Consider the following 16,189-nt stretch of genomic DNA (forward strand, 5'->3'; position numbering starts at 1 on the left):
AGAAAATGGGTTTATTTTCAAAAAAAGTAAAAAAAATTAATATTTATGCACCAGTAGATGGAAAAGTAATAAAATTAAGTGAAATTCCTGATGAAGTATTTTCAGAAGGAATGTTAGGTGATGGATTTGGTATTTTACCAGCTAAAGGTAATTTTGTAACACCAGTTGAAGGAAAATTAGTTACAGTTTTCCCAACAGGGCACGCTTATGGAATAAAACATCAAACAGGAGTTGAAATTTTATTACATGTTGGAATTGATACTGTTTCTTTAGAAGGTAAAGGATTTGAAATATTAACAAAAATTGATGATGTTGTTAGTGAAAGTGATAAACTTTGTGATGTAGATTTAGATTACATTGAAAAAACTGGAACAAAAACAGCTTCAGCTATTATTTTCTTAAAAAAANNTTCAATGGAAAACCGTTCATTTGAGTTATTAAAAACAGGAGATGTAAAACAAGGGGAAATCGTCGCTGTTATTAATGCTTAATAAATAAATTATTTTACTAAATTAAAGCCTTTTGGGCTTTTTTTATTTTTTTTTAGAAAAAAGATTACAATTATACTAGAGGTTATTTTCATGAGTAAAGAAATAAGAATAAAAATTGAAAATTTATGTAAACAAATTAATTATTATAGTGATCTTTACTATAAGGAAAATACATCAGAAGTGTCTGATGCATTTTTTGATAGTTTATTAAAAGAACTTATTCTTTTAGAAAATAAATATCCAGAATATAGAACAATTGATTCACCAACAAATAGAGTTGGGGGAAGTGCTGTGGAAAAGTTTTCAAAAGAACAACACAGTTTTCCAATGTTGAGCTTAGCAAACGCTTTTAATAAAGAAGATTTATTAACGTTTAATTCACAAATATTAAAAGCAACAGATTTAAAAGAAGTTGAATATATTTGTGAATTAAAAATTGATGGTGTTTCAATTTCGCTTGTTTATGAAAATAATATTTTAACCAAGGCAATTACTCGTGGTAATGGTACTGAAGGTGAACTTGTAACAAATAATATAAAAACAATTAGAGATATTCCTCTCAAAGCTAATGTGGGTGACAACATAATAAGGGGAGAATTATTTATTGATAAAAATACTTTTAATTCTTTAAATAAAACAAGAGAAGAACAAGGTTTAGATTTATTTTTAAATCCGCGTAATACTGCTTCTGGAGCAATTAGGCAATTAGATTCTAAAATTACAAAATCTCGTAATTTAAAAGCATTTATTTATTATTCACCATCAATATTAGAATCTAAAACACTTACTAAGCAATCGGATTTGCTTGATTTTTTAGGTAAAAATAATTTTAGTGTAAATCCTGAATCAAAAGTTTGTAAAAATATTGATAAAGTTATTGAGTATGTCGAGTATTTACTTGATAAACGTAATAGTTTTCCATACGAAATAGATGGAATTGTCATAAAAGTAAATGATTATAATTTATATGAAACAATTGGAAAAACATCCAAACATCCTAAGTGAGCCATCGCATATAAATTTCCAGCAGAATTAAAAGAAGCTAAAATTTTGGACATTTTTCCAACAGTGGGAAGAACCGGTAAGATAACTTATAATGCTAAGTTAGAACCAACAAACATAATGGGGAGTGTTGTGCGTGCATCAACTTTACATAATTTAGAGTTAATTAAACTAAAGGATATTAGAATAAATGATACAGTTTTTATTCATAAAGCTGGAGATATTATTCCAGAAGTTTTAAATGTAAATTTAGACAAAAGACCACTTAAAAGTGTGGAATATTCAGGTATTGATAAATGTCCATCTTGTGAAACTGTGTTAAACAAATTAACAGAGGTAGATCAATTTTGTTTAAATGAACTTTGCCCAATAAAACAATTGCGCTTATTTGAACACTTTGTGTCGAGAAATGCTATGAATATTGAAGGTTTAAGTGAAAAAACATTAGAAAAGTTTATTGAAAATAAAATTATTAGTTCTTTATTAGATATTTTTACGCTTGAAGCAAAAAAGGATATTATAATTGAATTAGATAATTTTGGTGAAAAGTCTTTTGCTAACTTAATTTTTTCAATAAATAATGCTAAACAAAATAGTGCTGATAAGTTGTTATTTGCTTTAGGAATAAAAAATGTTGGNAAAAAAACTGCACAAATTTTAATGGAAAAGTTTGAAAGCATTGAAGAGTTATTTTATATTAAAAAAGATGATCTAACTGGAATTTATGACATCGGTAATGTTGTGGCTCAATCTATTGTAGATTACTTTAACAATGAACTTAATTTAAATTTAATTAAAAGTTTAAAAGAACAAAAGATTAATATGTTATATAATAAAAGAAAGTTAACTGGAGTTTTAAATAATAAAATAAATAATAAGAAATTTGTTATTACTGGTAAGTTAGCAAACTCTCGAAAACACTATGAAGATTTAATTCTCCAAAACAATGGAGATATTTCTAGTTCCATTTCTAAAAACACAGACTATTTACTTGCTGGAAATGATGCTGGAAGCAAATTGACAAAAGCCAAAAAATTAAATATTAAAATAATTAATGAAGAAGAATTTATTAAATTAATGGAGGATAACAACAATGAGTAAATTATTGCAGAATCATTTAAAAAACCTAATGGACGATATATTATTAGAATTTAACAATAAAGAATCACTAACAAAATTAAGTGAAGATTTTGATGTAATTTTGTCTCAAATGGATATTATTTCAGAAATAAATACAAAAGATGTAGAGCCTATGCATTTTCCTTTTGAATATACACAAAATTATTTAAGAGATGACAACTTTGTGGATAGTGCAACTGTTGAAGAAATATTTAGTAATGTTCCAGAAGAGGAAAACAATTTTATAATAATAAATAANGGTGGTGGGTTAATGATTGAAAAATATTCGATAAGAGAGTTGCATCAAAAAATTATAAATGGTGAATTAAAAATTTATGATATCGTTAAAGATGCTTTTGCTCGTTATAAAGAGTTTACCGTTTTAAATGCGACGGTTACTAATTTGGAAAAAGAAGCTTTAGATTTAGCTAAGAAATTAGATTTAAAAAAACCTGGTGTAGGGGATTATTTATATGGAATTCCTTATTATGCGAAAGATAATTTTTGTACAAAAAACATTTTAACTACAGCCAGCTCTAATATTTTAAAAGATTTTGTTCCAACATATGAATCAACAGCAACTGAGTTGTTAAAAAACAAAGACACTATTTTAATGGGTAAAACAACATTAGATGAATTGGGAATGGGGGGTTCTGGTCTATTTGCTAATACAGGCCATGTATTAAATCCTTGAGACAACACAAGAATAACTGGGGGATCATCATCAGGGTCAGCGGCATTAGTTGCAGCTGGTGTTGTTCCGTTTGCTTTAGGGTCTGATACTGGTGATTCAATTAGAAAACCTGCTAGTTTAACGGGTATTGTTGGGATTAAACCTACATATGGAATTATTTCACGTTATGGTTGTATTCCTTATGCGCCATCTTTAGATACTGTTGGTTTTTTTACAAGATCAATTGTTGACGCTGCAATTGTTTTGGATAAATTGGTAAAAGTGGATAATAAAGATGCAACAAGTGTTTCAACAAATGAAAAAAACTTTTTTGCAAATTTAGATAAAGATAAAGCTAAAGAATATAAATTTGCTTTTATTAAAGAAGTTTATGACAAGTTAGATGATAATGCAAAAAGATTATATGATGATTTATTTGCAAAAATGCATCAACAAAATTTAGAAGTAAAGTTTGTAAATTTTCCAACAGAATTATTAAAAGCAATCACACCTGTTTATATGATTATTTCATTTGCAGAAGCTGTGAGTATGCACTCTAATTTAAATGGTATTGCCTTTGGTGATCGTAAAACAGGGGACAATTATCAAATGGTTATGAAAAACACGCGTAGTGCTGGTTTTGGTGATACTGTTAAAAGACGTTATACAATTGGTGCTTATTCATTGGCTCGCGATAATCAAAATTTATTGTTTTTAAAGGCCAAAAAGGTAAGAAAATTAATTGTAAATCACTTAGAAAATATTTTTAAAGAGTATGATGTTTTATTATTACCACCAAACAATACTGTGGCTCCAAAAATTCAAGATGTTTTAGAGCGACAAATGTCTAAAGAGGTTTTAGAACAAATCCACAATGATATTTTAATTATTTCGAATTTTGCTGGTAATCCATCTTTAACATTGCCGTTAGGTTTTATTAATAAATTACCTTTAGGGATAAATGTTAATACACCAAAATTACAAGATCAAAAATTATTAAATGCTAGNTTTTTTACTAGAATCAATAATTAATTTAGAACCAGAAAAAAAATATGTTAAAAAAAATATAGAAGAGGTTGCGTAATGAATTTTGAAGTTATTATTGGAATTGAAAACCATATTGAATTAAAAACTAAAACAAAAATGTTTTCTCCGGGAAAAGTTAATTTTAATGACCCGCAAAACACAAATGTTCATTATACAGATATAGGGTGACCTGGCACAATGCCGACTGTAAATAAAAAAGGGGTAGAGCTGGCTATAAAAGCTAGTGCAGCTTTAGGGATGAAAATAGATAATAAGTTAATTTTTGACCGTAAAAATTATTTTTACCCTGACTTACCCAAAGGTTTTCAAATAACTCAATTTTATCATCCGATTGGTAGAGATGGTAAATTAGAAATTATGGATCTGAAAAAAGAATTAAAAACAATTACGATTGAAAGAATTCATATTGAAGAAGATACTGCAAAACAAATTCACGCCAATAACAAAACATATTTAGATTATAACCGCGCTGGTGTTGGTTTAATTGAAGTTGTAACAGATCCTGTTTTTAGAAATGCTCACGAAGTAAAAGAATACATTAAGTTATTGCGAGAAATTTTGCTGTATACAGATGTAAGTGATGCAAAAATGAATGAAGGTTCTTTAAGGTGTGATGTAAATATATCTTTAAGACCAATTGGTTCTAACTTGTTGTTTAATAGAATTGAGGTTAAAAATTTAAACTCATTAAATAACATTGAAAAAGCAATTGAATTTGAAATTAAACGTCAATCTGAAATATTATTAAAGGGTCAGTTCATTCAAATGGAAACAAGAAGATTTGATGAAAAAACTCAAAAAACAATTTTGATGCGTAAAAAAAGCGATGCAACAGATTATAAGTATTTTACAGAGTCAAATATTGCCCCAATTAAATTAGAGCAAAAGTTTATTAACAATATTGTTGATAATTTACCTGAACTCCCTCAAGAGAAAAAGTTAAGATTTATGAAAGATTATGGTTTAAAAATCGAGGAAGTTAATTTAATATTAGCTTCTAAAAGTTTAGCGGAGTTTTTTGAAGAAACAACAAAAACAACACTTAAGCATGACTTAATTGTAAATTATATTTTAGGAGATATTTTAGTTGTTTTAAACAAAAAAAATATTGATATCAATTCAACATTTTTAACTCCAAAAAAACTAGGTAAATTAATTGTCTTCCAAACAGAAGGAATTATTTCATCAAAACAAGCAAAATCAGTCATTAAGTATATGTTTGAAGAGGATTTAACTCCAAGCGATATTATTGATAAGTATAATTTAAAACAAATTTCTGATGCTACTGAAATTCAAAAATTACTTGAACCAATTTTTAATAATAATTTAAAAATTTTGAATGATTTTGAAACAAGACCAGAACGTGTTCAAAAATTCTTTATGGGTGAATTAATGAAATTAACAAAAGGGCAAGTTAACCCAGTTGTTGGTAATAAAGTTATTAATGAATTAATAGAGAAAAACATAAATAAATAAAAAAACAAAGATAAATCTTTGTTTTTTTATTTATTTTTAAAGACAATTTTCACAAACAATTATATTATTTCCATCACTATCTTTTGCAATATAGTTTTTACATTTAATAACTGAATTATCATTATCACAACAACTACAAACACTTTTATTAACATTTTTTTCCTGTAAAGTTTGTTTTAAATAAGCCGCGTACATTTGAGATCTATTTGGTTTTTGATTAAATTTTTCTTTATACATTTCCTCTAACACAAGTATTTCTTCGTTAATGTAAATATTAACAGCTTTTTTCTTTAACAATTTTATATCTTTAAAATTTTCTTTTTCCATTTAACTGGTTACCTCTTATTTATTATAGCAAAAAAGATTAATAAAACATAATATATATACATATAATATGTACATATATATAAATTTATTGTATAATGTTAGTGAAAAAGGAGGGTTTAACTTATGTCAAAATGTAATTGTAACTGTGCTTGTACTTCTTGTTCATGCAAATAAAATAATAAAATAAAAAAAACCTTTGTTAAACAAAGGTTTTTTTTATTTTTCAATTGTTAAAAGATTTATTAATTTTGTTATTTGATCAATTTGTGAAATGAATAATACTTCATCATCAAATTCAAGCTTATCTAAATCTGCTGGTAAAATAGTTTTACCTTTTCTTGTAACTTTTATAATGTTGTACATTTTATTATTTATTAATCCAATATCTGTTAAGTTTTTTCCGTTGATTGATGGTTCAGATACCTTTATAATAATTGACGCATATTTATCATCCATAGATTGGATATCAGCTTCCAAACCATACATAGCTTTTGTAGCAGTCATTTTTCCAGAAAAAGCATCTGGTTGAACAATGTTTGTAATCCCTATGGCGTTAAGTATTTTTACATGTCTATCGTCTTTTCCTTTTGCAATAATATTTTTTACACCAATATCTTGCAAACCAATAATTGTTAAAATACCAGCCTCAATATTTGATGACATTGTAACTATTACGGTATCAAATTCTTTGAACCCGTGCTCAATTAAGTTATTTTTAAATGTCGTATCAATTGCAGCACCTTCAAGGTTTTCAAATGTATCAATAGTGTTTGTTAGTGTTGTTTTGTCTTTATCATAAACATAAACATCTTGTTTTTTAGATATCAATGTTTTGATGACAGCTGTTCCAAAATTACCAATTCCGATAACAGCAAATGTTTTCTTGCGTGGCATAAAATCTCCTTGTTTTATGTAGTAATTATACTATATTTAAACCAAATTTTTTTTATATCCTTTTTTTTATTAACATAAAACTCTTTTATAATTTGATTTATCAATTTAATATTATTTTTTTTCTTTATAAGTAGTATAATTAATTATGGTAGGTATTTATGAAATTTTTAGAAATTTTTCAAAAGAAAAGTAAAACAAAACCTGAAAAAGACCCTTTTGGTAAAAAAGGTTTTTTTAAGTTTTCAAAAATTTCAGGTAAAATACTAATTATTTATTTAGTAATTATTGCTATTGGGACTTTTTTATTATCAATTCCTGGCGTTGTTCTAAAAGATGGTAGGCAAATATATGATGGCCAAGGAAATGATTTGGGGTACTTTGATTTTTCTTGAAATATTCTTATAGCACTTTTTACAGCTTCGTCAGCTTTTTCTGATACGGGATTGTCAATTGCAACAGCTAGCTCTGATTATACAATTTTTGGGCAAATAATAATTTTATTACTTATCCAACTTGGTGGGTTTGGAGTTCTAACATTTAAAATTATGATTTTAATGCTGGTTAATAAGAAAATCAAAATTAGCGATCAAAAGTTAATTCAAGGAGAACGTGGGGGAACGAACTTTGGAAACACTGTAGAACTTGTTAAAAGTGGAATTATTTTTCTTTTGTTAATTGAAGCTATTAGCGCGATTTTGTTGGCTTTCACATTTTATTTTAGTGCCACAAGTGCAGAGACAGCATCAGCAGGTTCTGTTGACAACGCAGATATTAGTATGCAAACATACCACAATTTTTGAAATAGTGTTTGAGCCGGTATTTTTCATTCTGTGTCTGCAGTAAACAATGCTGGTTTTGATATAATTGGGAACTCTTCTTTGATGCCGTACAACACAAACTATATTATTCAATTTATTTTCTTGTTTGAATTTATAGCTGGTGGAATAGGTTTTGTTACTTTTTATGATTTTCGTAGAAAATTTAGAGCTTGAAAAAGGAATGAAGTTGTAAGGTTTAGTTTATTTACTAAAATTAATTTAGTTACATATTTTACCATTTCTTTTATTGGTGTATTTTCTGTTTGATCTATGCAAATGGGTCATTTAAATACAACAACAATTAATGAAAATGGAGAAGTTGAATATATAGAACAAATATTGAATAATTCTGTTTCAGATTGAAATGGGTTTATGAATATTTTCTTTAACACTATGTCTAATCGTAACGCTGGTTTTTCAACAGTAGATATGAATAAATTTTTGCCTGGTTCAAAAATGATTATGTCAATGTTAATGTTTATTGGTTCATCACCTTCATCAACTGCCGGTGGTATTAGAACAACAACTTTATTTATTATTGTTATGACAATAATTTCTATTACAAGAAATAGGTCCTCGGTTAATGCTTTTAAAAAAGAAATTCCAGCAGAAACGGTTAGAAGAGCTATGGGTGTGGGTATCATATCCTTTACTTTAGTTTCTTTTGCAAGTTTAATTATAATTTCAGAAAATTCTCATATAGATTATGTAGACATATTCTTTTTGGCAACTAGTGCTTTTGGAACAACAGGATTAAACACCTTGGGGTTTTTAGATATGGTTAATTTAGGTGTGGCTTCCACAATTATTTTATGTATTTTAATGTTCGTGGGACAGCTAGGTGTATCTGCGACACTTCTTGTTGCTGTTAAAACAAACAATAAAAAAACTTCAGCATTTCCAGAAGAAGATATAAATATAGGTTAAAAATAACAACACAAAAGATCAATATTTATTGATTTTTTGTGTTGTTTTTAATATAATATTTAGGTGTGGATATGGAGCAATACTCAAGTGGTGAAGAGGGCACCCTGCTAAGGTGTTAGGTCGGGTAACTGGCGCGAGAGTTCGAATCTCTCTTGCTCCGCCATTTTTTTATTTCTAATTTATTTAGGAGAATTTTATGAAAAATGCTTTAAAATTATTTTTTTCAACTTTTTTATTATTTTTGATAACATTCTTAATTATTTTAATAACATATATTTATTTAAATCAATTTGTAACTGAAATTGTGGGATTGGTGTGATTATCTTCATACGCATTTTTTGTAGCTTTATCTTTACGAATTTTAATTTCTAAAAGACGTAAAGAAGTCAAAGTAACCTGAATATTGGCAGTTCTTTCAATTCCGTTTTTTGGCNNTTTTTTTGCATATATTTATTATGGGCGTTTAAAATTTTATAAGAAGTTTAAAGTAAATCACTTTAAAAATATTAATNNAAAAAAAGAATATATGGAAAAATATATTGATTCAATCAATGAAGTAAAAAACTTAGAAAATAATAACAATAATTTTTATGAAGTTTTTAAAAATAATTTATTAAAAAATGAGAAGGTTGTTTATACAAATAATGATTTTGAAATCATAAATTCTCCAGCCCAATCATATATTGAAATTTTTAACGAAATAGAAAAAGCTAAAAATTATATTTTTGTTAATTATTATATTATTGGTAAAAAACAATTATTTGATTATATATCTAAAATACTAATTAAAAAAGCCAAAGAAGGTGTAAAGGTTTATTTAATTTATGACCATGTTGGTAGTTTTTTTTCTAGCAGTGATAGAAAATTAAATTTTTTAAAAAAAATGGGCATCAATATTAAAAAATTTATGCCAGTAAAGCCGCCTTATATTTCTGGGAATAATAATTTTAGAGGCCACAGAAAAGATATTATAATTGATGGTAAAGTAGCTTTTACCGGAGGAATAAATTTAGATGAAGCATATATAAATTTATCATTAAAATTTGGGGCTTTCCGAGATATGCAATTTAAAATTAAGGGAAGTGCTGTAAAAGCAATTGAAAATATTTTTATAGATAATTGATATATGTCTACAAAATATAAAGAAAACCTTCAAACAATCATTGAAGAAGTCAATATTGAAAAAGAACATAAGATAAACAAAAATTATAAAAACTCAATTCAGGTTATAAATAATTATCCAACTTATATTGATTCAATTAATTTAAACACTTTTGTGGATGCTATTAATTCTGCTAAAAAAACAATTTTATTAGAAACTCCATATTTCATTCCACCTCAGGAATTAAGTGATGCATTGATTAAGGCCGCGGTAGAAAGAAATGTAAAAATTAAACTTTTAGTTCCTGGTATTACAGATAAAATGTTTGTGTTAGATGTAACTAGAGTAAAATATGAAAAGCTAAGAAAACATGGAATTGAAGTTTATGAAACAAATAATATTTTCAATCATACCAAACTTGCTATTTTTGATTCGCAGTTAACAATAGTTGGTACTTGTAATCTAGATTACAGAAGTTTCTTTCCGGATCAACAAACAACTGTTGTTTTAAGCGATAAAATTGCTGCTAAAAAACTAACAAAAATTTTTGAAAGAGATTTATTGGTTTCTCATAAAATAGTTAAAAATCCAATAAAATATAAAGGAATTATTCAAAGGGTTGTGATAAAAATAATGGTATTGTTTAGTCCTTTATTATAATATAAATATAATAAGAAAAAATAAGGAACAACTAATGATATTTGATAAAATTAAAAAAGCTAAAGATAAAAATAAAGAAAATACTAAAAATTTAAATAAAAAAGATTTATTATTGGCAGAAGAAAATAGCACGATTGAAATACTTACAGAAAATTCAGAAAATATTTATTCTGAAGATGAAAAACATGAAAGTATAAAAGTTAATTTTTCTTTTAAAAAACGTAAATCACAAAAAATATTGAAAAACTTATACATGCAAGGTGTTCATAAAATGTTGTTTTATACAGATGTGGCAAACGTTATGCACCAATTAGAGTTTGGAATTCAACCTATTTCAAAAATAACTTTAGATAAAGGGGATGAATACAGAGTTTGAACATACTTAGAAAAAAATGATAGCTTGGAATTTGAGTTAGAAAATTCAAACAGACAAAACTTTTGAAAGTGGGTCACTAAAAATAAAGTAGATCCTTTAAAAATTGCTATTATTTCATTAGATATTAAAAAAGTTTATGACTCATTATCACAAGATTTAGAGTTCGATGAAACACAAAGACGTGTTAAAGTTTTTGAAACAGTTTCACCAAAAGCATTTGATTGAATTTTGATAAAAAATAATATAGAAGTATCACGCATAAAACAATATATTAGAGCTAATAAATTAAAAATAAAATTATATGAAGGCGAAAAAGGAATTGTTAAACAAAGGGGTTAAATTAAAATGAGTAAGAAATTAGAAAGAATTACATTAAGAAGCGAAGATTTTGCAAAATGATACACGGATGTTGTTAGAAATGGAGAGCTTTTTGCTTATGGACCTGTAAAGGGGACGATAATTTTTAAACCTTATGGTTTTGCTATATGAGAAAATATGAGAAAAATTTTAGATGAAAAATTTGCTCAACTTGGTGTTCAAAATGCTTTATTTCCATTATTGATCCCAAAATCTTTATTTCAAAAGGAAAAAGATCATATTGAAGGTTTTTCGCCAGAAATTGCAACTGTGACAAAAGTTGGCGATAAAATCTTATCAGAAGAATTATACATAAGACCTACATCGGAAGTTTTGTTTGGTCAATATTTTGCTAATGAGTTACAAGGGTATCGAGATTTACCTATGTTATATAATCAATGAGTAAATATTTTACGATGAGAAAAAACAACAAGACCATTTTTAAGAACAAGTGAGTTTTTATGACAAGAAGGACACACAATTCATGCTGAAAGTGAAGAGGCAAAAAACTTTACAAGAACTATTTTAGATATTTATGAAGGTTTTGCAAAAAGTAACCTTTGTTTACCTGTTATTGCTGGTCAAAAAACTACTTTTGAAAAATTTGCAGGAGCAAAAGAAACTTATACAATTGAAAGTTTAATGCAAGATGGACAGGTTTTACAGTGTGGAACAAGTCACTATTTTGAAGATAACTTTTCAAAAGTGTTCAATATTAAATTTACAGATAAGGATAATAAAGTTAAATTTGCTAATTCTACATCATGAGGAGTTTCTACAAGGTTAATTGGAGCAATTATAATGACTCACAGTGATGATAGGGGATTACTATTGCCGCCAGATGTTGCTCCATACCAAGTTGCAATTTTGCCATTAAATAATAAAGAAGTCACAGAAAAATATACAAATGATGTTAAAAACTTACTTTCTAAAAATTATCGTGTTTACGTTGATAATTCAGATAAATCTTTAGGATTTAAAAGTGCTAACGCAGAAATTAAGGGATTTCCAATTAGAATAGAAGTTGGACCAAAAGATATTGAAAATAAACAAGTTGTTATAGTGAGAAGAGACACAAGTGAAAAGCAATTTGTGAAATTTGATGATATTGAAAAAACAATTAATAATTTATTAAAACTATATAAAGAAAATATTTATAAAATAGCTCTTGAAAAACGTGTAGATAAAAGTGTTGTTATTAATTCTTTTGTTGATTATAAAAAAGCTATTGAAAATAAAAATATTTTAGTTTACACAATGTTTTGTGGAGATGTAGATTGTGAAAAAACAATCAAAGAAGAAACACAAACGGTTTCTAGGTGTTTGCCGTTTACAATAACTGATGATATTAAAAAACAATTAAAAAACAATTGTTTTAAATGTAATAAGAAAGATGCCAAAGTTACAATTTTTGGAAGAGCTTATTAATATTTTTAAAGGAATTTTTAAAATCACTCCTATATAATTAGGGGTGATTTTTTAATGTTAATAAATAATCTAAATAATATTAAACATGTTCTAACAGTTCCTCATGAAGAAAAACCCGCTTTTGGTGTTGATATCATTTTCACAACATCACCAGTAAAGGTTGATGGTAAAGAAGAATATCATTTATGAATAAAACCAAGTTTAGTACATTTAAAAAAATATGAAGATTTTAACCACCATGTTCATGTTGGTAATTTCTTTAAAAATTATATAAAAAGTCAAAATAAATCATTGTGATGAAATTCATTGCATGTTAAAAAGCTTAGTGTCAGCATTAATATTAATAACAAAATATATAAGAATGCTGTGTTTGATACTACCAACCCTAGATTCAGTCCACTAATTGACTTAAATAAAAACTACAAAAATAACAGTTTTAAAAGGTATTCATTTGATGCTAAAAATTTTTACAAAAAAAGATATTAACACAATTAGATTACAAACAAAATTAGAATCATGAAATTATTACGATTATAATTTGTTTTCTAATCAATCGCTTTCTTTTGTGAATAATGATTTTAATGTTATTGATAAAAAAGTGGAATATATTCATATGATAAAAATTATTATGTTTCAAGATTATCGAAGTAAAAATTATCTTATTTCACCCAAGAAAATGAATGTTATGTCATCGATATTATCAACAGCAATTAAATTTAAAGATAAATTACAAATAAAAAATAATAAAGTAATTAAGTTATTTGAAGCTAACTATTTTATATTTGAAAATTTAAAAAACTACATAGAAGAAAAAAATTTAGATTTTTATAAAAGTTCTTTTATAAATTTTAAAGGTGATATATCAAAAATGAACGGGGAAAACATAATTAATCACGACAATATTCAAAGAAATATAAAAATAATTTTTAAAAAAAAATTATTTCGCTAAATCATCAAGTTATTTTGTTGAAAGTTATGATGGTGTTTTCGATAGCGATATTTTTTTAACGACTAATACAAAAACATATAATGATAAAAAGTTTTATGGTTTAGTTTTTGAACCTAAACGATCTGAAAAATTATTTTACTATACATTAAAAAATAGCAAAAAAAATATCAATTTTATATTTAAGTTTAATATTCAAAATTTTGATTTGAATATTAAACTAATGGAAAACTTGAAAATAGAGGATTTAAATAATAAAAACTTATATTATTGCAAATATATTATTAATGCCGAAATTAAAACCTACATTGTTTATAATAGACATAATTTTACACTAAACACATTTGAAAAAGACTTTTTACATGAAACTAATATGTAAATGCTTATTTATGTTGTTATGCATAATTTTTTCATTATTTACATATAATGTTTTGATTACTAAAAAAGTTTTTCACAAAAATATACATATTGATATTAAAACAATTGCTGAACCAAAAATAGATTATGAAAATCATGCTAATTATGTTAAAAAAAAACTTTAGAAATGTTAATTTAAATCCTGCCATTATATATTTAGGTGATCACTATTTTGAAAACTTAAAAGCAAAACATATTATATTACAGCATTGATATAAAATTACATCTGTTGCAATTTTAGAAGATGCAAAAATTAATTTTTATTTTGATCAAATAAAATTTAGTAAATATTTTTATGTCTATTGTGAATTTCACAATAATGATTCCTTTATTTGAAAAATTACTATTTAAATATATAATATAAATATAAAGGTGGTCATAATGAATATTTTTGAAGAAGTTAAAAAACGTTTAGCAAAAAAAACAAGTGTTAAAAAAATTGAAATGGATACTGTTTTAAAAGATTTAGGGATTGATTCATTAGACATAATGGATATTTTAATAAAAGCGGAAGAACAATTTTCGATTCAAATACCAGATGATAAATTAATGGATATAAAGTCTGTTAAAGATATTGTAGAAGCTTTTGAAGTGGAGTTAAATAATGGAAACAATTAAATGAACCGAAGATAAAATTATTGATTTTTTAAAAGAAAAAGGTTATAGAATAACTGAAATTAGAACATCAATTATTAGGTTGATTTGCAAATACAAACATCTGGCTTTGACAGAGTTAGTTACATTATTAAAAGATGAATATGATAATGTAAATCTTACATCTGTTTATAATTCTTTAGACATGCTTCTAAAAGAACATTTAGTGTTTACAAATAGTTTTGATGGAAAGCAAATATGGTATGACATAATCGAAAACCCATCAGTCCATGCTGTTTGTGAAAAATGTAAAAAAATATTGCACACAAGTTTAAATAATAGTGAAGCAGATCAATTAATAAAAGAATTTAATGCTCTTATGAAAGAACACAAATGAAAACCAATACATGCTAAATTTGAAGCGCATGGAATTTGTGATAACTGCTTAGAATTAGAAAAAAATTCATAAAAAAATTACTAATATATTATTTTTCTTATAATTTTTGTTATAATATATTAGTTAATAGGGATGTAGTTCAATTTGGTAGAACAGTGGACTTCAAATCCATTGGTTGCGGGTTCGAGTCCTGTCATCCCTGCCATTATTTAATTAAATAAAATAAAAACACTTATGCATCATAAGTGTTTTTATTTTGTAAATATTTATTTAGTTTCAGGCAATATAATAAAACCAAAAGTATCTAAACCAGCATGTGCCACAACAACATTCGGCATTTGTGATTCTTCAAAATTAGTTTTATTTTCTTCTAAAAATGCGTATATTATATTTAATGTTTTTTCTGAACAATGCTTATTATATACAAAATAAATTTTAGCTTTTTCAAAGTTATGTTTTAGCTTTTTCATATCTTCTTTTAGTTTAGAAAATATATCTTCTAAAATGTTTCTAATTTTTCGGCTACTTGATGCCTTTTTAGGTTCAGAGCCTCATTTAATAGCAAGTTTTATTTTTAAAAAACTTATAATATTTACCATTAATTTTTTACCTCGACCACCCTTGGCAAATCTTTGCAAATCACCAGGAACCAAGTACATTAATGTATCTTCGCTATATTTTTTTAATTTTTCTAAAATAACTTCTATGTCTAATCCTTGTTTTATAAGTTCATTCCCATATAAAGCCAATTCTTTTTGAGCTGTAGAAGCTGACATAAATGTTTCTAAAACATATATTTTATCTTTAAATTCGTCTTTTGCAGCAATAGATAAAGCCGTTTGTGCTTGACTACTTAAATTACTTGCTACAGGAATAAAAATAACTTTTTCAGCTTTAGTTAAAGATTCTCTAAAAAATTCTTCTATTTCTCCCAAAGAACTTTGTGAAGTTTTAGTTTCTTGCTTTGTTATTTCTTCGTATAAATTATGTTTTATAACATTTTCTTCTGTATCTAAAACATCTGTTCCATCTTGATAAATAATATGTAAAGGAATTATTCCAATATTATTATCTTTAGCTTCTTGTGCTGTAAACATAGAACAGCTATCTGTTAAAATAATTATATTCTTTTTCATGT

General features: G+C 25.7%; 16 protein-coding genes and 2 tRNA genes. 15 read left to right on the forward strand and 3 right to left on the reverse strand.

Features of this window, described 5'->3' with window-relative positions; genetic code table 4:
• The first annotated feature begins 5 nt into the window (after nt 1-5).
• The 4 genes from NPX79_RS02825 to gatB all read left to right on the forward strand — a co-directional run bounded on the left by NPX79_RS02825 (nt 6) and on the right by gatB (nt 5,808).
• Complete coding sequence (locus NPX79_RS02825; RefSeq protein ID WP_381414925.1) at nt 6-491, forward strand: PTS glucose transporter subunit IIA; 486 nt, start codon at nt 6-8, stop codon at nt 489-491.
• Between the two features lie 90 nt (nt 492-581).
• A complete protein-coding gene (gene ligA, locus NPX79_RS02830; protein WP_381414926.1) occupies nt 582-2,594 on the forward strand; it encodes an NAD-dependent DNA ligase LigA in 2,013 nt (670 codons plus the stop codon).
• A complete protein-coding gene (locus tag NPX79_RS02835; protein WP_381414927.1) occupies nt 2,587-4,317 on the forward strand; it encodes an amidase family protein in 1,731 nt (576 codons plus the stop codon). The genes ligA and NPX79_RS02835 overlap by 8 nt, the downstream gene beginning before the upstream one ends.
• A gap of 51 nt (nt 4,318-4,368) precedes the next feature.
• Entirely contained in the window at nt 4,369-5,808 is a 1,440-nt protein-coding gene (gatB, locus tag NPX79_RS02840) for an Asp-tRNA(Asn)/Glu-tRNA(Gln) amidotransferase subunit GatB (protein ID WP_381414928.1), read from the forward strand.
• A gap of 36 nt (nt 5,809-5,844) precedes the next feature.
• On the opposite strand, the gene NPX79_RS02845 is transcribed toward gatB, so the two are convergent.
• Complete coding sequence (locus NPX79_RS02845) at nt 5,845-6,135, reverse strand: hypothetical protein (protein WP_381414929.1); 291 nt, start codon at nt 6,133-6,135, stop codon at nt 5,845-5,847.
• Nucleotides 6,136-6,351: 216 nt separating this feature from the next.
• Nucleotides 6,352-7,029, reverse strand: a complete 678-nt coding sequence (locus NPX79_RS02850; RefSeq protein ID WP_381414930.1) for a potassium channel family protein — start codon at nt 7,027-7,029, stop codon at nt 6,352-6,354.
• A gap of 158 nt (nt 7,030-7,187) precedes the next feature.
• Here NPX79_RS02850 and NPX79_RS02855 point away from each other — a divergent pair, with 158 nt between their 5' ends.
• The 11 genes from NPX79_RS02855 (at nt 7,188) to NPX79_RS02905 (ending at nt 15,256) form a co-directional block, all read left to right on the forward strand.
• On the forward strand, nt 7,188-8,774 hold the full coding sequence (locus NPX79_RS02855) for a TrkH family potassium uptake protein (protein WP_381414931.1): 1,587 nt from the start codon (nt 7,188-7,190) through the stop codon (nt 8,772-8,774).
• Nucleotides 8,775-8,847: 73 nt separating this feature from the next.
• A tRNA-Ser gene (locus NPX79_RS02860) sits at nt 8,848-8,937 on the forward strand.
• Between the two features lie 33 nt (nt 8,938-8,970).
• Entirely contained in the window at nt 8,971-10,536 is a 1,566-nt protein-coding gene (gene cls / locus NPX79_RS02865) for a cardiolipin synthase (protein WP_381414932.1), read from the forward strand.
• 34 nt (nt 10,537-10,570) lie between these two features.
• Entirely contained in the window at nt 10,571-11,251 is a 681-nt protein-coding gene (locus NPX79_RS02870; protein WP_381414933.1) for an acetyltransferase, read from the forward strand.
• Between the two features lie 6 nt (nt 11,252-11,257).
• Nucleotides 11,258-12,697, forward strand: a complete 1,440-nt coding sequence (gene proS, locus NPX79_RS02875) for a proline--tRNA ligase (RefSeq protein WP_381414934.1) — start codon at nt 11,258-11,260, stop codon at nt 12,695-12,697.
• Between the two features lie 54 nt (nt 12,698-12,751).
• Nucleotides 12,752-13,183, forward strand: coding sequence for a hypothetical protein (locus tag NPX79_RS02880; protein WP_381414935.1), 432 nt, complete (start codon nt 12,752-12,754; stop codon nt 13,181-13,183).
• Nucleotides 13,152-13,646 carry a hypothetical protein gene (locus NPX79_RS02885; RefSeq protein ID WP_381414936.1) on the forward strand — a complete coding sequence of 165 codons (495 nt, stop codon included), beginning with the start codon at nt 13,152-13,154 and terminating at the stop codon, nt 13,644-13,646. The genes NPX79_RS02880 and NPX79_RS02885 overlap by 32 nt, the downstream gene beginning before the upstream one ends.
• Before the next feature lie 501 nt (nt 13,647-14,147).
• Nucleotides 14,148-14,411 (forward strand): hypothetical protein, encoded by a 264-nt coding sequence (locus NPX79_RS02890; RefSeq protein ID WP_381414937.1) that lies wholly within the window; start codon nt 14,148-14,150, stop codon nt 14,409-14,411.
• A gap of 30 nt (nt 14,412-14,441) precedes the next feature.
• Entirely contained in the window at nt 14,442-14,678 is a 237-nt protein-coding gene (locus NPX79_RS02895; protein WP_381414938.1) for an acyl carrier protein, read from the forward strand.
• Nucleotides 14,665-15,123 (forward strand): Fur family transcriptional regulator, encoded by a 459-nt coding sequence (locus NPX79_RS02900; RefSeq protein WP_381414939.1) that lies wholly within the window; start codon nt 14,665-14,667, stop codon nt 15,121-15,123. The genes NPX79_RS02895 and NPX79_RS02900 overlap by 14 nt, the downstream gene beginning before the upstream one ends.
• A 56-nt stretch (nt 15,124-15,179) precedes the next feature.
• Nucleotides 15,180-15,256: transfer RNA gene (locus NPX79_RS02905), tRNA-Trp, on the forward strand.
• Nucleotides 15,257-15,317: 61 nt separating this feature from the next.
• On the opposite strand, the gene NPX79_RS02910 is transcribed toward NPX79_RS02905, so the two are convergent.
• Nucleotides 15,318-16,187 (reverse strand): DegV family protein, encoded by an 870-nt coding sequence (locus tag NPX79_RS02910; RefSeq protein ID WP_381414940.1) that lies wholly within the window; start codon nt 16,185-16,187, stop codon nt 15,318-15,320.
• Nucleotides 16,188-16,189: the final 2 nt, after the last annotated feature.

The sequence above is a fragment of the Spiroplasma endosymbiont of Anurida maritima genome, from assembly GCF_042465095.1.
Classification (GTDB): domain Bacteria; phylum Bacillota_I; class Bacilli_A; order Mycoplasmatales; family Mycoplasmataceae.